Raw genomic sequence first — 26,211 nt, 5'->3', positions numbered from 1 at the left:
AAGCATAGCTTCGCATCTGACTTTCGCGGCATTTTTTGTTGCTGCTGATGGCAAAGTTCGCTGAGCAATCCTGGCACTGGTTTTGCTTGATTAGCGGTTGGAACAATTTTCTGACGCTGGATAGAGCCATGAAGAGACTGAAACTTGAGGTATTGAAAGAGGGCAAGTTCAAGGCCGCTGCATTGCAACTGACACTGTGGGTGCTGCTGATAACCACATTGCTGCTGTTTATGCCAAAGTCCTTGCTGGCCCTGTTGCATTTGGAATCCTGGGTAGACACCAATGCCCATTATATTGGCCTGACACTGTTGCTGGCCTTGGCCTATATTGGTGCGCTGGCCGTCAATCTGTTGTTGGATGAAGCGATAAGCCGTTTGAGTGAGCGCCGGATCAACGAAATGATTGAAGCTAAGGTGAGGTTGTTGGATCCGGCCGAGCGGGCCTTGTTACGAGAGTTCTTTTTGCAGGGAGCCAGTGTTTTGACCCTGCCGCAAAATGAGGCTCCCGTACAGGCGCTGCTCAAGGCGCATATACTCGAGAGCCTGGGAAATGAACGCCATTACGCTATTCAAGGCCCCACCGCCGAGTACAAGATAGCGATGGCAGCCCGTAAGCATTTAAATCGAAGAGTGTTGCGTCTTCCTCCGGGAGAACCGAGTCAGGAAGAGTTGCAATATCTTATCAAGGCAAGACCGCAATTTATCAATGCTATTGCCCAAGTACGGAAACACGCTGCTTAATCGCAATAAAAAAGAGGGCAGCCACAGGGCTGCCCAAGCAATACTCAAAAATGTCATTGCATTTAAAAGAACATGGAAGTCAAAGCTAAGGCTTTGCTGACTTTACAATAAACATCCACATAATGTAGGAGATGATCCCGATAGTACTGAAGATAACTATCATCGACAGTAAACCTATGGGGTTTCCGAACATTAGATCTAACCAGAATGCCATCACTGAAATCCTCTTTCTTGTAAAGTCAAAGCTAAACTAATCAAATTTGCTAAAACTGAAGCTGATCTCGATCAACAAATGTTGTCAGAGTTGTTAATTGGGTAAATCGCCTTGTTAAAATATGAGCTGTATCATGTTTTGCTTAAATTAGCTGAGTGAGAAACAAGGGCGTTATTTCGCTGAAGGGAATAGGAGCAAAGGATAATATTCATCACCACATTAAAGGAGTAGGGTGGCTTGGGCTGAGACTGTTCATTGGCAAGGAGCGTGCGATGCAAACATCCCAAGGTCTTTCGAAATTGATATTAAGCCGGTGGCAGTTTTATCTGCTGTTGCTCTTGTTGCTTTACCCCTTGTGGAGCCTGTTACACGGCGGCAGTTATCTCGCCTTTGGTTCTCTATTGGCTGCCTTGATAGTGCTGACTTGGCTTGGTGCCAGACAGCTGTCCAATCTCAAGCGCTTGGAAAATGCCGCCCGTCATCTGGGAGAAGGCGATCTCAGCTATCAGTTGTCGGAGCAGGATGCCGGCATGTTCCATTCTGTGGTCCACGGTATCAACCGTATGGGAGAGGACGTTGGTCGCACCATTCTGTCTTTGGTCAATACTGCCGATACGATGAAGAACGTGGCCATGGATATCAAGTCTATCAGCGATGCCGCCCATACCGGAGTGGAGGAGCAGGAAAAACAAGCTGAATTGGCCGCGACCGCTATGAATCAGATGGTTGCTACCGTACAGGAAGTCAGCCGTAACGCAGCTTGTGCTGCCAATGCCGCGGAGGAAGCCATGCAGGCAGCTCGCAGCGGCGACCAAACCGTCAAAGAGGTGGTACGGCAGATAGATGATATGTCGGCTCAGGTTGAGCAAACCCAGTTAGTTATCGCTCGTCTGGCCGAAGACAGCAACAACATAAGCACCATTATTGACACCATTTCCCAAGTGGCTGAGCAAACCAATCTGTTGGCGCTGAACGCCGCTATTGAGAGTGCCCGCGCCGGCGAGCATGGCCGAGGTTTTGCTGTGGTTGCCGATGAAGTCCGTAGTCTGGCGCAGCGCACATCTACAGCTACAGTTGAGATCCAACAGCAGATACTGCAGTTGCAACAGGGTGCCGATGAAGGCGTGAAAGTGATGAGAACCAGTGTCGAGCAGGCCAGTGCCAGCCATGCGATGGCTCATCAGGCGCAGCAGGCATTGGGGCAAATTGTGGCGCAGATTGAAAGCATTACAGATATGTCGCATCAAATAGCGGCGGCTTCGGAACAACAGCAGACAGTTGCCGAAGAGATCAGCAACAATATCTTCTCTATGGCGCAAGTGGCGGTCGAAAATGCCAAAGAAACTCACAGTACCAACCTATCCAGTCTGAAAGTATTCAATATGTCGCAGGAGATCAGTTCCCTGCTTGGGCGTTTCCATGTCGACAAACGGGCGATGGAGCAGTTGGAGAAACGCCATCGCTTTGTTGAGTGGGGGCCGCAGTTGGATCTCGGCATGGAAGAGATTAATCGTCAGCACCAACGTCTGGTATCCCTGATCAATGAACTTCACCGCACTCTGGAAGAAGCTTATGGCCTGGAAGCAATTAAACGCATAGTACAGGGGCTGGTGGATTACACTGCCAATCATTTCGCCTATGAAGAGGAGTTGTTTGCCCGTTTCGGTTACCCGCAGACCGAACAGCACAAGCTTAAGCACCAACAATTGGTGGCTAAGGTACTGGATTTCCAGAAGCGAGTGGCCAGTGGTGAAGATGTTGCCGATGAATTGATGGCCTTCCTTAAATCCTGGCTTATCAACCATATTCAGGGCAGTGACAAGGAGTACACAGGCTTCCTAATTGCCCGCGGAGCCCAGTAGTCAGAGCGAATTTTGTCCAACCGAACAGGATTTTGGTAAACAGGCTCGTAAAGCGCTTGCCATTGAAGTGAGCACAGGTATAATTCCGTTCACTCGCCGATGAGACATCGTCGCGAAACAATCTAAATGTGCCAGAGTGGTGAAATTGGTAGACACAGGGGATTCAAAATCCCCCGCCCTTAAAAGCGTGTCGGTTCGAGTCCGACCTCTGGTACCATCTCTCTTAGAGAGAGCAGAAACCGACCTTGAGTCGGTTTTTTCGTTTTTAGCTCCGAGTCAGGTCTGGGTAGGTCTGGGTAGGTTTGGGCAGGTTATTGCGCCACGCGCGTGTCGGCTGGAAGGCCAGCCCCGTCGCTCCGACCTCTGGTACCATCTCTCTCTTAGAGAGAGTCGAAACCGACCTTGAGTCGGTTTTTTCGTTTTTAGCTCCGAGTCAGGTCTGGGTAGGTTTGGGCAGGTTATTGCGCCACGCGCGTGTCGGTTGGAAGGCCAGCCCCGTCGCTCCGACCTCTGGTACCATCTCTCTTAGAGAGAGCCGAAACCGACCTTGAGTCGGTTTTTTTTGTGGCTAAAATAAGGCGTTACACACTTTTGCCTTGGTTGGTGTTCGGTGCAAACACTCGTCTTGCCTACCCCTAATCCCTCCCAATTTAACATTCTTTGCAGGGCGCTCCAGCGAAACAGTCACAGTAAATACGTCCATTTCGAGTCAATAGGTGAGGGGGAATCCTTCCCTTTTTAACCTCAGAGCGTGAATTTGGCTATGGTCTTTTGAATACCCACCACATCAGTGCCGCGTTTTAGCTCTTTGACCAGGGGCTCTGTCTGGCCTGAGATCCACAGCCTGAGTTCGGCATCCATATCGAAGCGCCCGGCGGTTTCCACTTCAAAGTGTACTATCGCCTTGTAGGGGATGGAGTGATAACTCACTTTCTTGCCGGTCATGCCTTGTTTATCTATTAAGATCAGGCGCTTGTTGGTGAAGACAAAGATGTCGCGTACCAGTTTATAGGCCAGCTGCAACTGTTCGCTGTCGGCCATAATAGGCGCCAGTTCTTCGTTGAGTTTATCCAGATCCACTTCACTGGCATTGCCCATCAAGGCATTTAAAAATCCCATATTTTTCTCCTTAACCTACCAACAGCATTTCACACTTATGGCAGTCGAACACCAGCTTGAACTGCTTGCCACCCAGCTCCATCTCCAGCGGCTCAGCCTTGATCCCCGGCACTTCTTTGGGGCACATGTTGTAGCTGTAACGTATGCAGTGTTTGGTGATCATCAAAGGCGCATCGCCTTTCACCGGCCGCACTTCATAGGCATCACGGATGGATACCACCCCGTGACGGGTATAGAAGTCCTTGGCTTTTTGGTTGGCCACATTGCCAAGATAGGTCAGGCTGCGCTGCGGGAAGCGGGCGCTATCGTCCCGTATCCAGGGCGTGGGTCTTTGATACCCCTGAATGCGCGCTTCGTCCAGGGCTGCAACGGCATCACGGCGCAGGCCATTGATGATGGATGCCGGTACAAAAACGGCTTCGGCATCGCCCAAATCTACCTGTCCGAGACGAAAATCGCTATTGCCCAGCTTGGCGAGATGCTTGCCGAGTGATTCACGGTTGCGGCCAATATCCTTGGCTTGCTGTTTTTCGAAGTCAGCGGTCACTGTCGCCTGATGGCCATGACGGTCGGCGGCGGTCAGCGCCAGACCTGTCTGGGTATTGCTGAGGCTGAAGTCCACCAACAGGGTGCGCTCGGCAGACTCTTTGGCCAGCAGGGCTTCAAAGGCTTGATCTTTGTTGCGATACAAGGTGGCACCGACATAGAGATCTTTCGGCATGTTTTTTAGATACAGGGTGTTGCCCTCGGCGCGGTTGACCCGAAAACCTGTCAGCTTGTCATCCGACAATCTGGCCTTTTGATAATTGGCGGCGAAGAAGCCCAGGCCATCACCGTTGTGGAACTCGGTATCCGAGTCGACCTGGATAAAGTCTTTGCCTATCTTGCTGACTTTGCCGACCTCTATTCCCAAGTATTTCGGGGTGCGGAAGTCGCCGATGTCCGCCTTGCGCTCATTGACAAAGTAGTCCGTCTTGCCGCGGTTAAAGCTCTTGTCAGGATCCGGGGTGAAGCTGTAGCTGCAGCGGCCGTGGGACGAGGGTTCAAACTCGGGCCGACGCGCCATGATGGCATCCAGTTGCTGGCGGTAGTGAGCGGTAACATTCTTGACGTAGCTGAGGTCCTTGAGTCGGCCCTCTATCTTGAAGGAGCGGATCCCGGCGTCGATCAGCGCTTCGAGGTTATCTGTCTGGTTGTTGTCCTTCAGCGACAGCATATGGTCGTTGCTGGCAATAATGTCGCCCTGGCGGGTCTTGAGATTACCCGGCATCCGGCATTGTTGTGAGCATTCGCCGCGGTTGGCACTGCGGTCTGTGTAGGCTTCACTGATATAGCATTGGCCGCTGTAGGCCACGCACAGGGCGCCATGGATAAAGAACTCAAGTCGCATCTTGGTCTCGGCGGCCACGGCGCGAATTTGGCTCAGGCTCAGCTCCCGCGCCAACACTACCTGAGAAAAGCCCACATGCTCGAGAAAGGCGACTTTGGCCGGAACCCGATTATCCATCTGAGTACTGGCGTGCAGTGCAATTGGGGGCAAGTCCAGCTCAAGCAGCCCCAGGTCCTGCACAATAATGGCATCGGCACCTGCCTCGTACACCGCCCAGATCAGGCGCCTGGCTTCTTCCAGTTCATCGTCCAGCAATATGGTATTGATGGTGACAAATACCTGAGCGTGATATCTATGGGCAAACTCACAAAGGCGGGTAATGTCCTCTATGCTGTTACCGGCGGTATGACGGGCACCAAACGCCGGGCCGCCAATATAGACCGCATCTGCCCCGTGGCGAATGGCCTCAATACCGAAGTCGGCATTCTTGGCCGGCGCCATCAGCTCTAACTTGTTATCGGCCAATTGCACCATTTGCTTGGGGGCCGCAGCAGGGGCTTGTGTCTGTTGGCCGGGATTAAAGAGTTCAACACCTGTAGTGGACATGACTTACCGCTCGTCTGGAATTGGCTGAGAAATTTCGGGCACAAATTATAGCAGAGCCTGCCATTCATGATAGGGGAACTGTGACTTATGCCCTGTTTTTGCTGTTTCAGCCGATAATAGCAGTAGAGGCAACACTGCGCCCGACAGTATTCAATACTTGCTGTTGGATAATTAACCTCTAACTCTCAATGTCTTACTAAACTGAGCTTGGTTTGGTGGCATGAGAAGATACTCATACCTGGCAAGGAGTGCTATAGACATGCTTACTCAATCAGAACTTCCGGTAGACTCCCGCCTCCAACTGCAACAAAGAGCCAAAATATGGCTCTTTGTGTCGGGATAACTGCTGATGCGCGCCATTATTATCTAACGTGTTAGCGGCTTTGTTGTGCAGTTTTTACCTGTTGCTTGGTTTTTGTGCAAGTTTGAGCACTTGCTCTAAGGTGAGTCCATCGATTTTTTTACCCACCAGGGCAAAGTCAATTTGACCCGCTTGATCTGAGTGTTTCATCGCGGCCAGAGGACTGTCGAATTCGGCATGTTGGATTTTCATCAAGGCCATCACGAATTCCTGTTTGTCATGAGAATTTAATGTTCTCATGATACTAATAACACCTCGTTGGGTGGATTCTGCACTGCTGCCGTCGAAAACCATGGCTGTTGGCGTAGAGCTGCAAGCTACTAGTCCGGTTAAAAAGACCGCAATTATTATATTTTTCATATGCAAATTTCCGTATGTTGTTACTCATGTGTCTGCTGCTGAGTACTTAAAAGTATGCTTTCAAAAACCTAAGCTTGAGAGAATGCCTGGTTGAAAGCTGATTTTTGTCTATGTTGTTGACTTATATTTTTTATAAAATTACGTGCTTTGCCCAACTTTGAATGTTAGCAGCTTTGTTTCTGAGCGGTAAATGAGTTGTTTTTTTTGACGGGTGATTTACTGAACAATAAATCATCTGTCCAACTTCCCCAGGTTGCACTCTTCACAGAGTATTTGCAGATTATTGATATCTAATGCCTTGTCTTTGTGTTTGCTGCGAGGTAGTACATGGTCAACATGCAGCACTATATTGTGTTCGGCTTTAGTACGGTTACACTTTGCACATCTGTGCTCGTGAGTTTGCAGCACCTGATATCTGAGCGCTAGCCAAGCCCTGGATTGATAAAAGTTATCTATGGTTTGGGGCTCAAATTCACTGAGCTGCTCTGGTTGTGTAAAGATGCGGTGGCCCTGTTCGGGGGAAAAGAAGCTGGCTTGAATATCTCCCTGCTCCTGATGCTTGTTGAGCCATTTCCAAATGCCCCGTAAGGCACCTTGTTCACTCTTGTAGCGTCGGGTTCTTATGCTGTCTCCTGTGCGAAAAGTAACTTGGATCTCTAATTCCATTATTTCTCCTATATGTCTAATTCATTAGGTGTTTTTCAGCATCAAGCGTTTTCCTTTTCCGACAACTCATTACATTCATCGAGTTGTTTGAGAAGCTGAGTTTGTTTTTTGGAGAGCTTAATAATCTTTAATGCTTCCCAGAGCGTGATGGCCGAGCCAATGGCGATTAATAGATAGCAATTGATAGGATTATTGAGCGCCTGGATGAAGGCATCTCCTTCGGCGATAACCAGGCCATAGAGTGCCAAACCTATGAGTAAGATGCCTGGTGCTCCCAGTAGTTGGGTGATTGCCAAAGAGCGCTTGACCTGAGCCAGCTCGGCGTGCAGTTGAGTCTTCATAATGCCTCCTTTGAAGGGAAGGTATAACGTCGGCTGCGGCAGCAGAGAAAACGGCATTCCTGCGGTAATGCTCTGCTATAGCAGAATCTGCCCTGTTGCAGCGCGGAACTCAAGTGATATTTGCCTCTTAAGTTGCCTTCAGGCTAATCCGGAAGCACTATTATCCCCAGAGGCTCTAACAGTTGCTCCTGTTGCCAGGCACAGATCTTGACCCCCTCGAGGTTGACCCGCCTGGGATCGAGTCCATCCAGATCGGCAAAGGTCAGGTCACAGCCCCGCAGATTGACCTGTTGCCAACAGTCGCGGGAGAAGGTGCCGCGGCTGAGGTCGGAGCCCATCAAGGAAGCACCGCTGAGATTGGCATTGCTCCAGTTATTTTCAAACAGCTCGCACTTTTCCAGGCATTGGCCACTCAAATTGGCATAGGCCAGGTTGCAGCCTGAGATATAAGCCGCACAAAAGTACATTTTATGGCTGACTTGATTGTAAAAGCGGGCCCGGGAAAAGTTGGCGCCCTTGAGATCGCATTCCCTGAACTCTATGCCAAAGCAGTTGGCACCGCTGAAGTTAGCCAAAGACAGACGGCAAGCCTTGAAACTGGCATCGCGCAGATCGGCATAGCTGAAGTGGCACCCTTCAACGGCACCGCTTTCAATGAAACTGCAATCCTCGAAACTGGCATCCCTTAGCTGACAGTGGCTGAAGTCACACTGATAGAAGCGGCAGCGGCGAAAACGGCTGTCACTCAAATCCTGGCGTGAGAAATCCTCTTGTTGAAAAACTTTATCGATAATATCCATACGGCTTCCTTTAATCAGGGAGGGCGCTACCTCTTTCGGCGAACTCTGCCTAGGCAGGCAAATATGGGGTTGGTTTGCGCCTTCCCAATAATCTTTGCAGGCTAACATCGGCACTCTGGAATATCACTAAAAATAAAACTTTTAAAATCATGACTTTGATAAGTGCTTAAAACGCGATTTTAAGGGGGTAAATCGACATTTTGAGAGCCTTTAGGTGAAGGCGTCGTGAAAAATAATGCAAGCCTTTGGTGAGCTGCTGACGTGGCTTGCTGGATGTGAGGACTTTCCTTTCGAATGGTTTTGTTAAAAAATATATAAATACAATGAGTTAATAAGCATTGAAACCCGGGTTTGTATGTTGAACCACCTTTGACAACACTTAAGCTGGGCGCGAGTAAATCCTCGTGACCTTCTTTCTGTCGAGAGTGGCGTGCACAACCATTGGCACTCAAGGCATAGCACTGAAGACCTGCAGAGGTCCTTCCTATAGATATAGTTGTCCGGGGGGGTAGTTATGCGCTTACTTTTTCCGCTATTGCTCTATTGTTGCAGTGTGCTGGCGGCTGCGGATCTGAGCCAGCTCAGGTATCTCACTGAAGAATACCCTCCCTACAATTTTAGTTTGGGACAGGGTCAGGTTTCCGGATTCACAACCGACATTTTGCATCTTGTTTGGCGGGAGATGGCGGTTGAGCCGCAACCCATAGAGATATTGCCATGGGCCAGAGGCTACTACCTGTTGGCAAGCCGCGATAACGTGGTGTTGTTTTCCACGGCCCGCATAGATGCCAGGGTTCCCCTGTTTCAATGGGCCTGCAGTCTGGGCACTTTGGAGTTAAATCTGTATGCATTTAAACAGATGGCGCCGAGATTAACCCGCCTGGATGACGCCAAGCGGCTAGTGGTGGTGGCAGTCAGAGATGATGTGGGTGAGCAGTTGCTATTGAGTCATGGTTTTAATCCCGGCTTGTTGGTGCGTACCAGCAGCCTGGAGCAGGCGATTAGGGTGCTCAGTAGTGGCCGAGCCAATTTGTTGTCCAGCAACCGATTAACCTTGGTGAGTACCCTTAAACGGCAAGGCTATGAACCGGACATGATGGCGCCTTTGCTTGAGGTCAGTCATAAGCCTTTGTGTTTTGCATTCAGTGCCGGTATCCCTGCACAATTGGTGAGTGACTTTCAGGCTGTGCTCAACCGTGTTTTGAGCTCGGAAGAGGGGCGGCGTCTGAGGCAGAAGTACTTTGATGAAGAAACCTTGCTCAGCGTTCCCTGAGGCGGGAATGTGAGTTGTCTTGAGGATCCCCTCTGAGCCTTGAGGTAGACTGCAACTCTGTATTTGCAACGGAGTTGTTATGCAAGTTGTCAGCTTTACCGCCATAGGCCATGCCGAAACCCAGTACACAGAATTGGCCAATATGCCGATCCAGGGCAGCAAGGTCGCCGATAACCAAGGGGTCTTGGTGATCCATCCCGACTACGCCGAAGGGTTGGCCGACCTCGATGGTTTTTCCCATGTTTATGTGCTGTTTCATCTGCATCAATGTAAGCAGGGAGCACTCAAGGTTAAACCTTTTCTCGATAATCAATTGCGTGGTGTATTTGCAACCCGCTCACCCAAGCGCCCTAATCCCATAGGCCTGTCGATACTGGAAATTGACCGTTTAGAGGGCAACCGTATCCATGTTAAGGGGATCGATATGCTCAATGGCACTCCCATCATAGATATCAAACCTTATATTCAGGCATTTGATTGCGTGCAAAATACCCGTGATGGTTGGTATGAACAGGGCAAAGATCCACTGCAAACCCTCTCTGATGACAGGTTTGCCTGATACAGAAACCGTTCTTATTTTATCACCGGAGCAGCATATCCTGGTTGCTCTGGTTTCCTCGCGCCTGGCCACGCCGACATTCTCGCCGCAGTGAGCTGAGCTTTTTATCCGTTTAGTCGGTTTTGACTATGGTGTAAATTTTTTCCCTCTTATTGATTCATATCACTTTGTTGGTGTTTTAACTTGTTTCCAATGGCTGGAATCGTCAAAATCCACCCTCCCGCCAAGGGATCTTAAGGATGCTCTGGCGGCCGCCTCGACTGTATTGACTGTGCTTATTATCGCGGTCGAATTGAATTTAAGTGAGCCCTGGATGGGCTCAGGCCTTAAGGCCATCGAAAAGGATTGTTTTGAAAACTGCTATTGTCGTTCAGTTTCCCATTAGGCCGCTGGTTAATCTAGGCCAAACGCTTCCTTCCCCTTTATTTGCTCTGTATACGCACCTGGCAAGCCCCCTTAGCCATGCCAAGTTGTTTTTATGTTTGATGGGTGCTTTGGGGCTATTTCATCATGCCGTTTCGATATACGGACGTGGCTATCTCTTTACTGTTAACAACAGGAGTCTCAAATGAGAGCTGCCAAATGGATTTTACATTCCCCGAAGCAGGCCGGCGCCCCGCAGTTGCAGCTGTTGACGCCGCTGGCTGACGGCCGTCAGCAATTGCTTTGGCAGTATGAGTTACCTCAGGCCGAGGATGAAGTGGTGCTGAGCGCCTTCTACAGCGACAGCGAATTTGTGGTCGCCACCTGCTCCGGGCAGATCTATGCCGGTGATATCGAAACCGGGCCTCGGCTGATGGTCAATCTGCCAAATGTCGGCATCTATGGTCATGGTTGGCTGGATAAAGACAGAGGCGAGTTCTGGTACGTGGCCGAGCAGCCAAGAGGGGATGATGAATATCCCTGTCTTCTGGGCTGGTCGCTGGCCGACTGGCGGCCGATTAACGATATCTGCTTGCCTGAATATCTGGATAATCGCCGCCTTGGCAGCACCATGGTGCGGCGCCGTGACGGTTGTTTTTTATTCTATGAGCGTAAATGCGGCTCTCTGGCGCAGCGGGAGCATGGCTTCTGGTGTATCAATGTGGTCGATGGCCAGAGCCAATTTCACCGGGTTGAGGGCAAACCGCTGCTTAAAGGCGTCCGTTACCCGAGTATACACCTTTGCCCTGACCGGCAGTTGGCGTTATTGCCGGTTTCTGAGTGTCTGTTGGATGAGAGCGGTGACAGTCCTCGCATCGCTCTGCAGTTGCAACTGGTAGCACTCGAATCTCTTGATGTGCTTTGGCAACAGCCGGTGCTTTGGTTTGACAGCCATGATGGCTTGTTGGAACCGGATGAGTTTTCCACTTTGCTTGAGTCGCTCAGGAGCGGCGAAGATGCCTGTGATGAAGAGGAGCTGACTGACGCGCTCGAAAGCCTGTTTGACGGGCTGAGCGGTATCCGCCTTTGCCGGGATGAAGCCGCTTTTTGGCTGAGTTGGCGCAGTGGCGAGCTGATGAAAGGCTATCTGGCGCCAGAGGAACACTTCCGCCTCAAGGCGTTGTCGCCGCGCTATCGTGCCAACGAATGCCCACTCCCCGGCGATGAAGCCAATCCCTTTGCCCTGGTAGCCTTTGACCACTATGACTATCAATTGACCTCTGCATCAGCCAATCGTTTGCTGCTGGTGGGGTTCGAGATATATGCACTGGATACCAGCACTGTCAGGCCCATGTTGCCTGGGGAAGCCGAGTGCCAGAGTTTGCCCTGTTATTTCTGGCCTAAACCTGAGTTGGTGATGAGTGAGCAGCAGAGCCTGGCCCATGGTGATGCGGGACTCAATCTTATTGAGGCCGATTATCTGGAGCTGGGGGAGTGTTTGCTGGCCAGCGCCAAAGAGATGGTCAGCCGTCTGGCCGACTTACCAAACAGCGTCAAGGGTGAGCGCCTGGAGTGGCGTTTTAGCGACAGACATGGCCGTGAATGGACCGAGGCGCAGTTTGTGGCCGCGCTGATAGTTGTGCCGGGCGGCGCCGAGCTGTTGGCAGAAGCCGTTGAGAAGCTGCTGGCCTATCCGGATGCGGCAAGTCTGCGCAGCGGCGCCGACAAGTCGGCCTTGTCGGACACAGTGCTGGCGCTGGCCGGTGATGATATAGCTTATCTGCCTTTGTTGGCTCGTTATTTCAATATGCTGGCTGATGCTCCAGGCGCCGCCTTCCATCAACAGCACTCAGTGCCGCTTATTCAAAGGCGCCACGGCCTGGGGCTGCTCAAGCGCCGCCAATATCGCCGTTTTGTCCAGAATTTGCCCTGGCCGATTTCCCCCGCCTGATTGCAAATCACAGGAATAACTTCATGAATGCCAATGTAAGAACCAATATCCGCCTGCAACAGGCCAAGCTGTTTTTTATCGGCCCTGAACTTATTCAGGTTATCCAGAGTTCTGCCGAGGCCGACACCCTGTTGTGGCAATGTGAGTTGCCGGGAACCGAGGATGGCGAGCTGGCCTTGTTGCAGTGGCTGGATGACACTCGCTTTCTGGCCTTGGGCCAAAATGGACTGCTTTTTGTCTGCGATTATCAGGCGCGCAGTTGTGAGCAGGTGCTGGATTTACAAATCACCGGAAGCCCAGGGGCTTGGCTCGATAGCCACAACCAGACCCTGTGGGTGGTCGGGCGGGTGGGCATCGCTGCGCGCCGCGGCCACAGCTTGCTCAAGGTCGATCTCGCGGCCATGGAGCCGGTGCAGCATTGGCCTGTGAGTGCCGAAATCGAGCCTGAGTCACTGATTCTGACCCGGGATGGACGCGTGGCCTTTTATGGTCGCAATGAGCATGGCGGTTATCGCTTCCGCTTTCAGCAACTGGTGTATTTTGACCCGTCAAACGAAACCTGGTCCGAACAGCCTCTGCCGGGGAAACCGGCTCCAGTGCAGGTTTCAACGCAGGATTATTGGTTCCAGAACCGTGCCAACGGCCTTATCACTACCCTGGCCGCCGATGGCGTGAGCCGTCATCAGGCCGAGGGCGAGCCTGTGCGTTACGAAGCCAGGTTGCAGCTGATAGATATGAACCTCGGCCGCCAAATCGATGCCGGGGTGCGCTTGCTGGCCATGGCCGATATCTGTGATGAATATGATGCCGAAACGGTTCAGGAGGCGCTGGAGCGGATTGCCGCCGGTGAGATATCCCACCAGGATAACGACGAGTGGCAGCAACTGCTCAACAGCCTGACTTGCAGCTATTTTTGCGAGCAGGAGCAAGTCTTGTGGCTGGGCTGGAAAGGGGGGGTGCTACAAAAGGTGTCGCCGGAGGGCGAGAGGCTTTCCCCTCTGTACCAACTGGGCAGTCAAGACACTGTGGGGCAGTGGCGGCCCTTGAGCCACTATGGTGATGATCTGGTCATGATCAAGGGGGTTAACCAAGGGCGGCTCTGGTTGGCGTTCGGTGATCTCGATGAGCCCAGTCACTACTCGGTCGACATCGACTCTCAAGCTGCTGTGCCCCAGAGCCTGCTGGCTGCCGAACAGCAAAAATTGTCGCTCAATTGCTGCAGCTATCAACCCAAGCCGCTGCAAATTCCCAGCCAACTACAGGCCGAGCCTTGCCCCAGTGGCAGGGTGACTCTCTATTGTGACGATCTGACATCGGATCAAGGCAGGCAGCAACTCTTGCAGCAGCTACTGGCGGTGCTCCCCAAATTGGAGCAGACCCTGGGGGAGGCGTGTGGAGCGCCCTTAGCCTCAGTAACAACCAGAGCCCCTGTAGCAACCAGAGCCGGCTGGCTTGGCCGCTTGAAACAGAAAATAACCCATAGTGCGGTTACTGAGCCTGGCAGGCTCTGGTTTGCCTTTGTCGATGGTTTGGGGAATCGGCACAGTGAATACGACTTCTTCCACTATGCCGTGCGTCTGGAGCAGGGGCCTGAGTTGATAGCGGCCATCCTGGCGGCATACTGCCGTCTGGCCCAGGCCAGGTGTTTGCTGGGAGCCGAGGGGCGGCCAGTGCTGGCCGAGGCTGCCTTGGCGCTCAGCCAGCACAGGCAGGCACTGCCGCAACTCGCGGACTATTTCAATGTTCTCAGCGCCTTGCCCGTGCATCCATTTCATATCAATCGCACCTTGAAAGTGATCTTTGCCGAACATCAGGACTCGCAACAGTTGGCGGCTTTCCTGGCGGCGGTCCCAAGCCCCTATAACGACCCGGAGTTTAAGCTGGCCGAGAAAGGCGACTATGACGACGAATAATTCGATAACGACGATAACTGGCAGTCGCTGGTATTTTTGAGCAAAGGATAAAGAAATATGTCATTCACAAGTTCGCCGGTTGGCGACGGTAAACTCATCTATATCGATGCGGACAATGGCTGCCCTTGCCTGTATCTCTATGAAGCGGCAGATACGGGCTCGGGTTATCGGCTCATCTGGAGCACAGACTTTCCCATGGCTGAGGGCACTATGCAGGTCAGTGGCTGTTTCCATGGGGTGCCGGGGCGTGAGCAGAGCTGCGTTATCTGGGATCAGCAGGGCTGTATCTACTTGGTGGATCTGGCGCGTCGGCAGCAGGAGTTTTTGGCTCATACCGGGATGGAATATCTCAAAGTCGCGGTATTGAGTGATGGCCGAACCCTGGCATCACTGGGCGAAAATGACCGGCGCTGCTGTTATGACTTAACGCTCTGGCACTGGCTGGAGGACAGGGATCTCTCGCCCTCGGCTGCCATGCAGCTGAATGATGAGGTGAATAATCAGGGCAGCCCTTGGGCCGAGGTCGATGAGACCGGACTGCCGGACAGCATGGGGCTGAGTTTTACCGATCGCCTCTATGCCGGGCCGGATAACAGTTTGATCCTGCATTGTCACCGCAGTAGGCGCCGTCGGTCCCAGGCCTGGCAGTTTTTGCTGCGGCTGGACCCTATGGCTGTCGTGGGCAGTGACCCCGTAGGTAGTGACCCAGTAGGTAGTAGCATTAACCAAGTTCAATGGCAGGGCCGTTATTCCGAGCTCTTGCAGGTGGCGGCCATGCCTCTGCCCAATCCGCCGGGGAATGAAGCGCTCTGGGAGTGTGCCCTGGCGCTGGACAGTGAGCGCGGTGAGCTTACCCTGCCGGCCATGACGTTAAGCCGGGTAGCCGATGCTGAAACAGAGGCGCTGGCGTATCAGCTGCAGCGCATCGACTTGCGCCTTGGCCGCGAGATAGGCCGTTTTTACGTGCGTCAATATACCCGCGAGCAACTGGCCGATGACGCCGACATGCTGTTAGCCCCGGCCGATGTCGACAATCTCGACTGGCAAGAGGCGCAGGGGCGTTTCTGGCTACAGCTGGATGATATTGCCTACTGCGATGACGAAGCGGCGCTTTGGCTTGGCTGGCATGGCGGCGCGACCCGCAAGGTTTCTCTGGACGGGCTGTGGCGCTCACCCCTGTATCTCCCGGATGGCGAAGATGACTTATACGACGAGGAGGGCATGAAACTCCTCGGCAAGGGAGCCTTGCTGACCGACTGGCATTATCTGTGGCGCGTCAATCCCAACGTCAATCCCAATCCCACTCTAGAGCTGGTCAGCCAAATGAACCAAGCGCCCGCCGCCATGGAGGCGAGCTTTGCTGTGCAATTACAGCAGACAGAATGGAGCAGCTTCCATGCCCAGGCCCAGGTGCAGGATACAGTTCCCCCTTTGCTCGGTTTTTCGCGAATCGAAGTCAGGGATCTGCAGTCAGCGAGTGCGAGGCTTGAGGCCTTGGACAAGCTGGTGCTGCGGGCATTGACAGATTTTGAATCCCTCAAGTCGGGTAAAGACTTGCGCCTCGGTTTTTATGATGCCGACGAAAGCTGGGATGAGGCGCGCTTCTTTGAGGCTGTGGCCCTCCAATTGGAAGGCCGGAACTATATGGCGCGTCTGCTGGGGCTATTCATTGCCAATGAGCGGCTCCATTACTGTTACAGCGATCCACACATCAGCAAGCCGGCACTGGCCGACTGTGCGTTGCAATTGGGATTGGCCGGCAGCCAATATCTGCCGCTGGTGGCCCAATACCTCAACTGTATCGATGTCGATCATGAGCTGTTTTTCCAACAGGATGGCAATCTGGATACCTTGCTCGGCAAGTATGCCGATACCCCTGATGGCGAGGCCTTTAACCGCCGCTTGCCATATGAAATGAGCCGTCAGGATGAAGACGATTATCAATAAAATGATGATTAACTAAAGGTAATCATCATAAATAACAAAGGGTTGTTTTGTGATTGATATTTTGGATTTTACCCCCTATTCAGAGAGATACGCCCAGGGGGGCGAATTGGGCCCCAGGTTGCTGAAAGTAAAGTCTGATATAGGTGGCCCGGTTCTTCATCTATTGCAGATGCGTCCACTCGATGACGGCGGCACCGAACTGCTTTGGGCTGCCGAGTTGAGTTCATCCAGTTCTGACTGGCAAGTATTTCGAGGAGGATGAGCAATGGGATTGAGACAATCGTCCAACAGCATGGCTAAGGTGATTAGCGATCTCTTTGTTCAGCCAGAGTTTGGCGGGGCGGAACAAGCCCGCGACCGGAGTCGCTATTTTACTGCGCTGCTGCCCATGCTGGCTATCCATTATCAGTGGCAACTGGTGTACATGTTCTCACCTTCACTGCTGCTGGCAATTCGAGAGGTCGACTTCTTTATTTTACTGTTGGCTATCTTGGCAACTGGGCTGCAACTCAGTATAGGTGCAGGGTTGCTGGCAGCGCATGTCGCTATTGGGCGACGGGCGTTCGGGTATTGGTGCGGTGTGCCGCTGGCATTGGTGAATATCCTGTTCGGCTTCTCCTACCCAACGCTACTGAGCATGCTTCAGTTTGACAAGACTATGCCTTGGCTTGGCTTGATGTTTGCCTTGGGCTGCGCTGTTGTTTGGCTGGTAGTGCAGTTACTGATCTACCTGTTTCGGCCTCCCTTGGTAAAAGTTGAACCTGAACACCCTTTGCTGGCTCATCGTAAGGGGTGCGCCCCCGATCGTCAGACGCCGGCGTTGGCTTTCTTTCGCAGCAGCATGATACTGGGGCTTTGCAATGGATTGTTTCTCGGATGGCTGACCTTTATGGTGCAAACTTCCGGTTCTCCTGCTTTTGCGTTGCGGTCTTTGCTGCGGCTTGAAGGGCAGGGGACAGGGACGCTCATCATGTTTTGGTTACTGCCCAGCCTCTATTTCGGCTACAGGATTATCAGTCGCAGGGCTCGTAATCTGGGGTGGTCAGTCGCCAAGACGGTATGTTTGATGTTGTTTATTACTCTACTGTTATTACCCGGGAGCGGTGTGGTTTTCGGTCTGGCCCTGTCCTTTATGGATTCCTACGTCAGTTATATCCTTATCAGCATCTCACTGATGCTGCTTTGGGGAGCTATGCTCTCGACTTCACTGCTGAATATGATGCTGCTTTGGCTGGTGCCAAAGGACCCAAGAAGCAGTCGTGAAACCCAGGCCGCCTGGGTGAAGCTGAAGCAGTAGCGAAGCGGCAGACTGCCGGATTCTGCCGTTTGTTGGTATTTTGTCTGTATGGGGCCCCTGTGACTGTGGGCTCCTTTGTTCTTTTGATTCTCTTGGCCTTATCACTCTCCTTGCTTTTGTGAATGGTCCCTCCCTGACCGGGCAAACTTGCAATCAAGCTCATAAATCCTTATGGTCTTAAGCGTTTTATCGTATTTACTGAAATAGTCAGCAATTCATACAAGCTGGACACAAATATCTCATCACGTAACAATCCTATTGATTTACGTCACTTTTTGTACGTTTTCCGGATAAAGATAATCGACTGGATGGCGACTTGTGCCTATTTTATCCGGCATGGGCCTCTGCCTGTGGCCCCAGCTCCCGAACGGAGACAAACAGAAGAGCAAAAGCATGAAAAAACACTTCGAACTCATAGATAAAGCCACTTTCTTTGGTGCTCTGGGCCTGCTGCTTGCGGTGGTGATCCCGCTGGCGCTGTTTCCGGTTGAAGGGGCAGAATGGATAGCTGTTGCCAAGGCGTTTATGACGGATAAGTTGGGTTTTGCTTACCTGTCGCTTGGGCTAGCCGCCTTCTTCTTTATGATTTACATCATCTTCTCTGACATCGGCCAGATTAAGCTTGGCGATGCCGATGAAAAGCCGGAATTTGCCACAGCTTCCTGGGCAGCGATGCTGTTTTGCGGCGGTATAGGCGCCAGTATCCTCTATTGGGGCACAATTGAATGGGCCTATTACTATCAGCATCCACCATTTCAACTTCAAGCCGGCAGTGAAGAAGCGGTGCGCTGGGCCGCCACTTATGGCCTCTTCCACTGGGGGCCTATCGCCTGGAGCATCTATTTGATCCCTGCCATCCCCATTGCTTACTTCTTTTATGTTCGCAGACAGCCTGTGCTCAAGGTATCGGCGGCCTTGATGCCCGTCATAGGGGAAGGCCGCAGTCACGGCAAGCTCGGCAAGTTTATCGATATATTGTTTATTTTCGGCTTGCTCGGTGGGGCGGCTACCACTCTGGGGTTGGCGGCGCCGCTGATCAACGAAGGCCTGAGTTACTTGTTTGAGCTGCCATCGACCACGGGTAGCCAGATTGGGGTTTTGCTTCTGTGTACTGCACTGTTTGCCTATTCCTCCTATAAGGGGATGGATGAAGGCATTAAGGTGCTGAGTAATATCAACTTCTGGGGCGCGCTGGCGCTGCTGGCATTTATTCTGTTTGCCGGCCCTACTATTTTCATGTTGGAAACCGGCCTGGACTCTCTGGGACGTATGTTGAACAACTTCTTTATGATGGCCACCTGGGCCGAGCCTTTCGGTGGTTTGGGGACTTTTGAGAATACCCATTTTCCTCAGGACTGGACCATCTTCTATTGGGCCTGGTGGTTGGTGTTTGCCCCCAGCATGGGCTTGTTTGTGGCGCGGATCTCCCGCGGCCGAACCATCAAACAGATGGTGGCCGGTTCAATTTTCTTCGGCTCTCTGGGCTGTGCCATGTACTTTATGATCTTGGGTAATTTCGGCCTGTCGTTGCAGTTGTCGGGGGAGCTGGATGTGGTGGGTATCCTCAATGAACACGGGGCGACCAGGGCAATTTTTGCGATATTGGAGCAGTTGCCGTTCAGCTATCTGGTCATCGCCGTCTTTACGCTCTTGTGTATCATCTTTACCGCCACCACCTTTGATTCCATCTCTTATATTCTGGCGTCCGTGGTGCAAAACAATGTCACCGAGGAGCCACTGCGCTGGAACCGCCTATTTTGGGCCTTTACTCTGTCTTTTATGCCTTCGGTACTGATGTTTATGGGTGGGCTCGCCACCTTGCAGACGGCGGCTATCGTCGGTGGTCTGCCGCTCTTGGTGATCGCCGTGATGCTGATGATGTCCGGGGTCAAGGCGGCCATGTTGGACTTGAGTCATCAGGATGGTTACGAGGATCCCGTGATTAATATTTCGGATCTGCCAGAGGTTGACCCCTGGAGCCGCGAAGGCCAGGCGCTGGCCAAGTTTGAACAATTGCGAGACAGCGCCATTGAGGCCGCCGATGCCGAGCGTGAAGCCCTGGACGCTATCTGGGAGCTGAAAAAACAGCTGCGTCGTGAAGCCTTGAGCCGCAGTGAATCGCACCTGGAATTAGGGGATGCGCCCGATGAGTCACTTGCCGAGCTGCAGCGCCTCACAGATGAAGCCATGACGGCAAAGGAGCGTAAACTGCAAGCCTCGGAGCAAGCCCAGTCTGCCCGCATTACCTTCAATGAGCTGATGCGGCAGAAACAGGAAGAGGAAGCATTGCAGGCGCAGGAAGAAGCCAAGGCGCAGATTATTGAACGCCTCAATGGCCGCGACTCGTAACGTTATGGCCCGGTTTGCCGCCCGGGCCTAAAACGGCTAAAATTTTTGTCGCATCAATCGATTGAATATAGGACGTTATACATGAATGGAGCGGGAGGGAGTTCCGGCGGCATTGGTCAGTTTTTTATTGGCCTTATCATGATGTGTGGTGGCGGTTATATGCTGCTCAACGCCATTCGGGTATCCAGCAACTTTGGTCTGGGCACCCGCTTGTATGGTGTCCCCGCATTTGGCAGCCAGTGGGGGATCACCGGCGGTATGATCTTGGTGCCCTTTATTCTGGGGGTTGGGATGATTTTCTATAACGGCAAGAATATTCTTGGCTGGTTATTGGCGATTGGCTCAATCACAGCGATGATCTTTGGGGTGATCTCTACCATTCACTTTAACCTGCGCAGCATGAGCAGTTTTGAACTCTTGGTGATCCTGGTATTGCTGACAGGTGGCATAGGTTTGTTGCTGCGCTCACTCAAAGGTAGCTGAAACTGTCTCAAAAAGGCGTTACTGCGTTGACCGGCAACGCCTTTTTAGTCTTAAAACAACTTATTCAGCATGCGCCTGACGACGCTCGACTCATCTTGCTTGAATGGCTCAGTGTTTTCTTTGGTGAGGAAATTATGCTTGGCGATTATTTCCAGCAGGCGTTTGCGCTCATCTGCGGTCAACAGCCCGGACATATCCGGCAGCCGCTGCTGGCTGGCCAAGTGGATAATGAAAGACTCAGGTTGCCGCCCTTCGTGCATGGCAAAATACACAGTGGCTTGTGGCGTCACACCTATCCTATCCAACCAGAGTAGCGCCCAGAATTCCTTGTCGGCTTCAAGTTGCAGGCTCACATCGACATCGCCTATGCTTGAGTGCCCAAGCGCTTCATCCTGCCAACGCTCGGCCATATTCAGATGACCTTCGGCAACCAAATGGTTGACATAAGCTTCCCTGACACTGGGACAGCCTAACCAGTGCAGCCCTCGTTTCCCAAGACCGCTGAGAAACAGTGCCAGTCGCTCTCCCATCTCGGTTGGCAACAGCCAGACAAAGTCTGCCACGCCAACCTTGCCGCGATAATCGCTGTAGGGATCCCAGCCTTGCAGAACCGGCAGCTTCAAGGCTTGTGGTGTCAGGTTTTCCAGGCTTTCGCCGCTTTGTAAATAGGCCTGTAACTTGTCATAGACAGCCTTCGCCGCTGCCGGTTTGAGTTTTTGCTCCAGGCCGCGTTGCAGGCTGAGGTTAAATAGCTCAAAGGTTTGCTGCGGCAAGGGGCGCTCCGGGAAACAGGCCTTGAGATCGGCAATAAATCCCAGCATGGCAGTTTCATCGCAATAGCCGAGGGCATCCAACAGCTTTTGCTGAGCCAGCCAATGGCTGCGGCCTATCATGCTGTTATCTTCGGGATCGCCTTCGGCAAAGCTTGCCAATCGCTCCAGGTAACGTTGCCAGAAGCGCTCATTGGCCGGCGCATAGCGCGCGATGCGCCTGTCTTGCAGCAAAGTATGGGCATCCAGCTGCGCCTCGCTGACTCCCAGTGCCAGCAGCTTTTGATGCAGGCTCTGCTCTGTCTGCGGATCATCTATGGCGGCATATCCTTCATAGTTTGCGTAAAACTGACTGATGCGGCTGATAAGCACCATAGGTGCCAGTTTCAAAAGCAGTTGCCAGTGGCGCTGGGCCAGGAGCTGCAGTTCGGTGTGAGCCTTTGGCAGTTGGCTATTTAACAGGAAAAACAGGCTGAGCAGGCCGCGCTGGAAACCATCGTCCGGGAAAAACAACCAGTAGGCCGCTTGACGCTGGCTTATCTGGCTTCCGCGTTTTCCCCCATCCTTGCCAAGTAGCGATTCGGCAACGGCGGCCATAGTGTCAGCATCCTGCTGCTCCTTGACCTCAGTGAGCCAGGCCTTGAGTATCAAATGCTGCGGATTATCGCTATTGAAGCGGCCACCATGCCGATTGAAGACACGCATATAGGCAGTGAGGAAATGCTGCTCCAGCCAGCCAAGCAGCGCCTGGGTTTCTGCCTCTGTGCACTCGGGGCGGCCGAGCCGATAGGCGGCATAGGCGACGCCTCCCAAGTGGGTCGGCAACTTGTCCAGTGCCGCCGGCAGACGCTCGGCAATGGCTACATCCAACTGTGCGAAGTCACTTTGCTTGCAGGTATGGCTAAGCAGGAAAAAAGGCAGCTCATCCAAGCTGGGTAGTGGGCAGTCGCCTTGAGTTTGCCCGGAGCTCTTGCCACTTTCCGGCTCTGCCTGGGCGCTGCCGGTATCTGTCTTATCCTGCTGCCAGGGGGCGAGTCTGTCGTCCATCAACCAGGCTTCGGCAACCTGTGCCTTGGGCTCAACGCCGAGCGCATCCTGCAGCGCCAGCGCTTCATCTTCCACCCTGAGCCCCAAGATCAATTGCTGCTTGACCTGATCCCGCCACAGCTCAGTGTCTTCAAGTTCCGCTTCTACCGGCCAGTCGTCCAGGCTGTAGAAGAATTCCAGTATTGGCTGGGTTTGTTCCAGCGTTTGTTCATCGGCATAGGCCAGTAGCGGGGTTTGCTTTAGACGTTTGAGCAGCTGCGCCTTAAACCAGGTGTAATCGTCAGCATGCTCGCTAAAGTGTTCCAGCAGGCTGGGGTTGACTGGATCACCCTCGGCGGTTTGGAAAAAACAGCGGCGGCTCTGTTCGCCATCACAGTGCAGATAGGCGTGGATCAGTTCGCGGCGCCAGCCGAACTCCTCTACCAGTTTGCCCAGCAGTTCCACGGGGGTATAGCCGCTGTCCAAATCCCAGTAAGGCACCAGAAAGGCGGCCAGATAATGACTCAGTTCGGGATATTGCCTGGCCAGCATGTAGAGGGCTTCTACCCCGAAGACGTTGTAGTCATCGAGAAAGAGATCGCTAAAGTCGTTACGACTGCGGGAGAAGGCCACCATGGCCTCGGCAGTTGCCTTGATCTCGTCCAATAGCTCGGGGAAGTTCAGCGCTGCGGCAAACAGCACGGCTTCAGTGCAATATTTAAAGGTGTGGTGTGCTCGAGCGGCGCTGAGTGCATGCACCAGCAAGTTGCGGTTGTCGCCAGCATCGTCATTGCTGAGCGGCCGCTGTTGCTCGTTGACAAACTCGATATTGAACAGCAGGGAGCCTTCAAGACGAAAGGCGCTGCCATCGTGCAGGTGTTGCCGGTATTGCTGCAGCGCCAGGGCGATGCTGGCGGGATCTTGTGGCTTGAGGCTAATGCTGAGGGTTTTGTCGAACTGGGACATATTGCTTCCTTGATATTAAATTAACGCTTTTGCCGGTCGCTGCCTGTGTGGCACTTCCTGTTAAACAACCGGCGACCGCGCCGTGAGCCAGGGCGCGGGCAGTTATCCTGTTATTAGTTGTTTATTGGGGTGTTCCCAACTGCTTTTTTATCTATGCCTTCCTTAAGAGCCTGCTATTAAGAGCCTTGCCCCAAATCTTTGGCCAGTTGCCGGACCGCGGCAGACTCGTCTTGCAGGAAGGAGCTGAAAAGCTCGGCGTCAACCCCGGCTTGCGCCAGCAACTTCAGCAGGCGTACACGTTCGTCTATGGTCAAGAGCTGCGAGGTCTCCGGCAGTCGGCCCTCATCGGCCAAATGTTTGAGGAAGGGCGCCGGGGCGCGGCCTTGGCTTACGGCGAAATAGACAGTGCTTTGCGGCGCTACGCCTATGCTGTCGAGCCAGCCAAGGGCCCAGTTTTCCTTGGCACTCTGAAAGGCTAACCCAGTGTCATAGTCGCTGTGACGCTTGTGTCCTACGCTTTGATCTTCCCAGCGCTGCGCCATTGAGAGACTACCCTCGGCAATGAGGTGGTTGACATAGGCCGTCTCCACACTCGGCCGGTGAAGCCAATACAGGCTTTGGGTTCCAAGGCCTGCGAGAAACAGGGCCAAAGCTCGCCCCTGCGCTTCAGGCAACAGCCAGACAAAGTCGCTAAGCTCCGCCGCATCGGCGGGGTCGTCCGAGCGGCAAGGCGCCCAGTCCAGCAACTCGGCCGTGGCTTGGGGCGTCAAGGGCTCAAGCCCTTCGCCCGATGCCAGATAAGTCTTGAGTTGGCGGCAGAGGTTTTGCGCCTGCTGTTCGGGAAATGATTTGCTGAAGCTTTGCCGCAGGCAAAGATCAAACAGTTCGAAAAATGCCTGCGGCAGAGGAGTCTCGGGGAAGTTGGCCTTGAGATGGCCAAAAAAGCTCAGCCTCGGCAGCTCGCGGCTTGTGTGCAGCGCTTGCAACAACTGCTGCTGTTGCTGCCAGAGGCGGCGGCCTATCATGCTGTTATCCTCTGGGTCGGCTTCGGCAAACCGGCTCAGCCTGGTGATATAACCTTGCCAGAAGCGTTTATCGGCCGGGCGATAGGCAGCCACCTGTTGTTCTGTCAGCAGGCAATGAGCATCGAGCTGCGCCTCGCTGACACCCAGCTTGAGCAGGTTTTGCCGCAATTCGGCCTCGATATGCTCATCATCAATGGCGGGATAGAAGGCGTAGTCAGCCCAGCAATAATAAATTTTTTCAATCAGTTGCAGCGGATCCAGCGTCAGCCATAGCTGCCAATGCCTTTGTGCCAGGGTTTTTAAGGCCTGCCACTGCGGCGCTTCGAACTCCGGGGCGCAGAGCAGGAAATACAGCGCCAACAAGCCGTTTTGGAATCCTTTATTGCCATTGGACCACAAGAGTGCAATACGCTTTTCGTCCTTACTGGTATAGAGTATCTCAGAGGCAATTTGAGCCATCTTGGCAACATCGCCCTCTGTGTCTATATCCGTGAGCCAGCTCTTGAGAAGACGATGTTCACGCCTTTTCTTTTGGTACTCCCCGCCCTCATAGAAGATATGGTGCTGAAACTGTAATGGCAGCTGCTGCGCCAGCCAGCGAAGCAGCGCCGCGGCCTCGTTGGCCTTGTCGGCTTCCGGGCTTAAGCTGTGGGGCGAGTTCAGGCAGCTCAGGCGATAGGCGGCATAGGCGCAGGCGCCAAGGCTCTTGGGCAGTTCGGCCAGCGCGCTCAGCATAGCCTCTCCCACTTCGGCATCCAGCTCTTCCAGCTCGCCAATCCTGAGATAGTCTTCCGGCTCTTCCAGGTCATAAAATAGCGCGGCATAGTCAGAGTCCGGCTCGTTCTCATCATGCTCCCAGTCATAGTCCTCTGCCAGAGCCTGCTCTTCCCCGGTTTGCCATAGACTATGGCGGTCGTCTTCCCGCCAGGCCTCTGCCACTATTACCAGAGGTTGGCTCTGCTCGCTCAGCTGCGCCAGCAAGGAAAGCGCTTCATCCTCTACCCGGCGACCCAAGATCAATTGCTGCTTGACCCGATCCCGCCACAGTTCAGTGTCGTCAATGTCAGCCTCTACCGGCCAGTCGCCCAGACTGTAGAAGAACTCCAGTACCGGCTGGGTTTGTTCAAGCGGTTGTTCATTGGCATAGGCCAGCAGTGGCGTTTGCTTTAGACGCTTGAGCAGCTGCGCCTTAAACCAGGGGTAATCGTCCGGATGCCCGGCAAAATGTTCCAGTAGGCTGAGGTTGACTGAAGCACCCTCAGTGGTCTGGAAAAAGCAGCGGCGATTCTGCTCGCCGTCGCAGTGCAGATAGGCGTGGATCAGTTCGCGGCGCCAGCCGAACTCCTCCACCAGTTTGCCCAGCAGTAACACAGGTTGGTAGAAGCTTTCCAAGTTCCAGTAAGGCACCAGAAAGGCGGCCAGATAATGGCTCAGCTCGGGATATTGCCTGGCCAGCATGTAGAGGGCTTCCACCCCGAAGACGTTGTAGTCATCGATAAAGAGATCGCTGGAGTCATTGCGGCGGCGGGAGAAGGCCACCATGGCCTCGGCAGTGGCCTTGAGCTCGTCCAATAGCTCGGGAAAGTTCAGCGCTGCGGCAAAGAGTACCGGTTCGGTGTAAAAGCTGAGTCTGTGATCCCGGCGGGCAGTATCGAGGGCGTGTTCCAACAAGGAGCGATTGGCACCGGCATCGTCACGGTTAAGCGGCCGCAGCTGCTGATTGACGAACTCGATATTGAACAGCAAGGAGCCATCGAGTCGAAAGGCGCTGCCGTCGTTCAGGTGTTGCCGGTATTGCTGCAGTGCCAGGGCGATGCTGGCGGGATCCTCTGGATTGAGGCTGACGCTGAGGGTCTTGTCGAACTGAGACATACTACTTCCTTGAAACTG

20 protein-coding genes and 1 tRNA gene are annotated in these 26,211 nt (G+C 53.2%); 12 read left to right on the top strand and 9 right to left on the bottom strand.

From position 1 onward, the window contains the following. Positions 1–128: 128 nt before the first annotated feature. The gene (locus CX650_RS09600; protein ID WP_101095767.1) at positions 129–740 is read left to right on the top strand and encodes a superinfection exclusion B family protein; all 612 of its coding nucleotides are present in this window, start codon (positions 129–131) and stop codon (positions 738–740) included. Between the two features lie 85 nt (positions 741–825). On the opposite strand, the gene CX650_RS09595 is transcribed toward CX650_RS09600, so the two are convergent. Then, positions 826–954, bottom strand: a complete 129-nt coding sequence (locus tag CX650_RS09595; protein WP_071237139.1) for a DUF3149 domain-containing protein — start codon at positions 952–954, stop codon at positions 826–828. 272 nt (positions 955–1,226) lie between these two features. Here CX650_RS09595 and CX650_RS09590 point away from each other — a divergent pair, with 272 nt between their 5' ends. Further along, a complete protein-coding gene (locus tag CX650_RS09590; protein WP_101095673.1) occupies positions 1,227–2,816 on the top strand; it encodes a bacteriohemerythrin in 1,590 nt (529 codons plus the stop codon). A gap of 130 nt (positions 2,817–2,946) precedes the next feature. After that, a tRNA-Leu gene (locus CX650_RS09585) sits at positions 2,947–3,033 on the top strand. 527 nt (positions 3,034–3,560) lie between these two features. On the opposite strand, the gene CX650_RS09580 is transcribed toward CX650_RS09585, so the two are convergent. From CX650_RS09580 to CX650_RS09560, 6 genes are all read right to left on the bottom strand, one after another. Next, complete coding sequence (locus tag CX650_RS09580) at positions 3,561–3,935, bottom strand: PH domain-containing protein (RefSeq protein WP_039034973.1); 375 nt, start codon at positions 3,933–3,935, stop codon at positions 3,561–3,563. Positions 3,936–3,945: 10 nt separating this feature from the next. Further along, on the bottom strand, positions 3,946–5,799 hold the full coding sequence (locus CX650_RS09575; RefSeq protein ID WP_167388638.1) for a peptidase U32 family protein: 1,854 nt from the start codon (positions 5,797–5,799) through the stop codon (positions 3,946–3,948). 469 nt (positions 5,800–6,268) lie between these two features. Further along, a complete protein-coding gene (locus CX650_RS20030; protein ID WP_143078423.1) occupies positions 6,269–6,592 on the bottom strand; it encodes a DUF6694 family lipoprotein in 324 nt (107 codons plus the stop codon). A gap of 231 nt (positions 6,593–6,823) precedes the next feature. Next, positions 6,824–7,258 (bottom strand): HNH endonuclease, encoded by a 435-nt coding sequence (locus CX650_RS09570; RefSeq protein ID WP_052248180.1) that lies wholly within the window; start codon positions 7,256–7,258, stop codon positions 6,824–6,826. A gap of 41 nt (positions 7,259–7,299) precedes the next feature. Beyond that, positions 7,300–7,599, bottom strand: coding sequence for a hypothetical protein (locus tag CX650_RS09565; RefSeq protein WP_039034974.1), 300 nt, complete (start codon positions 7,597–7,599; stop codon positions 7,300–7,302). Positions 7,600–7,742: 143 nt separating this feature from the next. Beyond that, complete coding sequence (locus CX650_RS09560) at positions 7,743–8,399, bottom strand: quinolone resistance pentapeptide repeat protein QnrA2 (protein WP_039034975.1); 657 nt, start codon at positions 8,397–8,399, stop codon at positions 7,743–7,745. 514 nt (positions 8,400–8,913) lie between these two features. Here CX650_RS09560 and CX650_RS09555 point away from each other — a divergent pair. The 9 genes from CX650_RS09555 (at position 8,914) to CX650_RS09515 (ending at position 20,534) form a co-directional block, all read left to right on the top strand. Continuing rightward, positions 8,914–9,672, top strand: a complete 759-nt coding sequence (locus tag CX650_RS09555) for a substrate-binding periplasmic protein (protein ID WP_071476759.1) — start codon at positions 8,914–8,916, stop codon at positions 9,670–9,672. A gap of 79 nt (positions 9,673–9,751) precedes the next feature. Beyond that, positions 9,752–10,231 (top strand): tRNA (N6-threonylcarbamoyladenosine(37)-N6)-methyltransferase TrmO, encoded by a 480-nt coding sequence (tsaA, locus tag CX650_RS09550; RefSeq protein ID WP_020442393.1) that lies wholly within the window; start codon positions 9,752–9,754, stop codon positions 10,229–10,231. Positions 10,232–10,799: 568 nt separating this feature from the next. Beyond that, positions 10,800–12,545, top strand: a complete 1,746-nt coding sequence (locus CX650_RS09545; RefSeq protein WP_101095671.1) for a hypothetical protein — start codon at positions 10,800–10,802, stop codon at positions 12,543–12,545. 23 nt (positions 12,546–12,568) lie between these two features. Then, complete coding sequence (locus CX650_RS09540; protein WP_101095670.1) at positions 12,569–14,458, top strand: NHL repeat-containing protein; 1,890 nt, start codon at positions 12,569–12,571, stop codon at positions 14,456–14,458. Between the two features lie 57 nt (positions 14,459–14,515). Beyond that, on the top strand, positions 14,516–16,405 hold the full coding sequence (locus CX650_RS09535) for a hypothetical protein (protein ID WP_101095669.1): 1,890 nt from the start codon (positions 14,516–14,518) through the stop codon (positions 16,403–16,405). Between the two features lie 49 nt (positions 16,406–16,454). Further along, positions 16,455–16,667 carry a hypothetical protein gene (locus tag CX650_RS09530; RefSeq protein ID WP_101095668.1) on the top strand — a complete coding sequence of 71 codons (213 nt, stop codon included), beginning with the start codon at positions 16,455–16,457 and terminating at the stop codon, positions 16,665–16,667. A gap of 3 nt (positions 16,668–16,670) precedes the next feature. Then, the gene (locus tag CX650_RS09525; protein ID WP_101095667.1) at positions 16,671–17,702 is read left to right on the top strand and encodes a hypothetical protein; all 1,032 of its coding nucleotides are present in this window, start codon (positions 16,671–16,673) and stop codon (positions 17,700–17,702) included. Between the two features lie 393 nt (positions 17,703–18,095). Next, positions 18,096–20,051, top strand: a complete 1,956-nt coding sequence (locus CX650_RS09520; RefSeq protein ID WP_101095666.1) for a BCCT family transporter — start codon at positions 18,096–18,098, stop codon at positions 20,049–20,051. A gap of 81 nt (positions 20,052–20,132) precedes the next feature. Continuing rightward, positions 20,133–20,534 (top strand): hypothetical protein, encoded by a 402-nt coding sequence (locus CX650_RS09515; RefSeq protein WP_101095665.1) that lies wholly within the window; start codon positions 20,133–20,135, stop codon positions 20,532–20,534. A gap of 50 nt (positions 20,535–20,584) precedes the next feature. Here the strand turns inward: CX650_RS09515 and CX650_RS09510 are convergent, their stop codons facing one another. Continuing rightward, a complete protein-coding gene (locus CX650_RS09510; protein ID WP_101095664.1) occupies positions 20,585–23,296 on the bottom strand; it encodes a hypothetical protein in 2,712 nt (903 codons plus the stop codon). A 176-nt stretch (positions 23,297–23,472) separates the two neighbouring features. Continuing rightward, positions 23,473–26,193 carry a hypothetical protein gene (locus tag CX650_RS09505; protein WP_101095663.1) on the bottom strand — a complete coding sequence of 907 codons (2,721 nt, stop codon included), beginning with the start codon at positions 26,191–26,193 and terminating at the stop codon, positions 23,473–23,475. Positions 26,194–26,211: the final 18 nt, after the last annotated feature.

It is taken from the genome of Shewanella indica (genome assembly GCF_002836975.1).
Classification (GTDB): Bacteria; Pseudomonadota; Gammaproteobacteria; order Enterobacterales; family Shewanellaceae; genus Shewanella; species Shewanella indica.
Note: the sequence above shows the minus strand (reverse complement) of the source record. Positions and strands in the feature narration are given on the sequence as shown.

Coding starts and splice junctions, on each gene's coding strand:
- tsaA (WP_020442393.1), top strand. CDS start 9,752: ATGCAAGTTGTCAGCTTTACCGCCATAGGCCATGCCGAAACCCAGTAC.
- CX650_RS09570 (WP_052248180.1), bottom strand. CDS start 7,258: ATGGAATTAGAGATCCAAGTTACTTTTCGCACAGGAGACAGCATAAGA.
- CX650_RS20030 (WP_143078423.1), bottom strand. CDS start 6,592: ATGAAAAATATAATAATTGCGGTCTTTTTAACCGGACTAGTAGCTTGC.
- CX650_RS09545 (WP_101095671.1), top strand. CDS start 10,800: ATGAGAGCTGCCAAATGGATTTTACATTCCCCGAAGCAGGCCGGCGCC.
- CX650_RS09560 (WP_039034975.1), bottom strand. CDS start 8,399: ATGGATATTATCGATAAAGTTTTTCAACAAGAGGATTTCTCACGCCAG.
- CX650_RS09540 (WP_101095670.1), top strand. CDS start 12,569: ATGAATGCCAATGTAAGAACCAATATCCGCCTGCAACAGGCCAAGCTG.
- CX650_RS09595 (WP_071237139.1), bottom strand. CDS start 954: ATGGCATTCTGGTTAGATCTAATGTTCGGAAACCCCATAGGTTTACTG.
- CX650_RS09535 (WP_101095669.1), top strand. CDS start 14,516: ATGTCATTCACAAGTTCGCCGGTTGGCGACGGTAAACTCATCTATATC.
- CX650_RS09565 (WP_039034974.1), bottom strand. CDS start 7,599: ATGAAGACTCAACTGCACGCCGAGCTGGCTCAGGTCAAGCGCTCTTTG.
- CX650_RS09505 (WP_101095663.1), bottom strand. CDS start 26,193: ATGTCTCAGTTCGACAAGACCCTCAGCGTCAGCCTCAATCCAGAGGAT.
- CX650_RS09525 (WP_101095667.1), top strand. CDS start 16,671: ATGGGATTGAGACAATCGTCCAACAGCATGGCTAAGGTGATTAGCGAT.
- CX650_RS09580 (WP_039034973.1), bottom strand. CDS start 3,935: ATGGGATTTTTAAATGCCTTGATGGGCAATGCCAGTGAAGTGGATCTG.
- CX650_RS09510 (WP_101095664.1), bottom strand. CDS start 23,296: ATGTCCCAGTTCGACAAAACCCTCAGCATTAGCCTCAAGCCACAAGAT.
- CX650_RS09555 (WP_071476759.1), top strand. CDS start 8,914: ATGCGCTTACTTTTTCCGCTATTGCTCTATTGTTGCAGTGTGCTGGCG.
- CX650_RS09575 (WP_167388638.1), bottom strand. CDS start 5,799: ATGGTGCAATTGGCCGATAACAAGTTAGAGCTGATGGCGCCGGCCAAG.
- CX650_RS09520 (WP_101095666.1), top strand. CDS start 18,096: ATGAAAAAACACTTCGAACTCATAGATAAAGCCACTTTCTTTGGTGCT.
- CX650_RS09600 (WP_101095767.1), top strand. CDS start 129: ATGAAGAGACTGAAACTTGAGGTATTGAAAGAGGGCAAGTTCAAGGCC.
- CX650_RS09590 (WP_101095673.1), top strand. CDS start 1,227: ATGCAAACATCCCAAGGTCTTTCGAAATTGATATTAAGCCGGTGGCAG.
- CX650_RS09515 (WP_101095665.1), top strand. CDS start 20,133: ATGAATGGAGCGGGAGGGAGTTCCGGCGGCATTGGTCAGTTTTTTATT.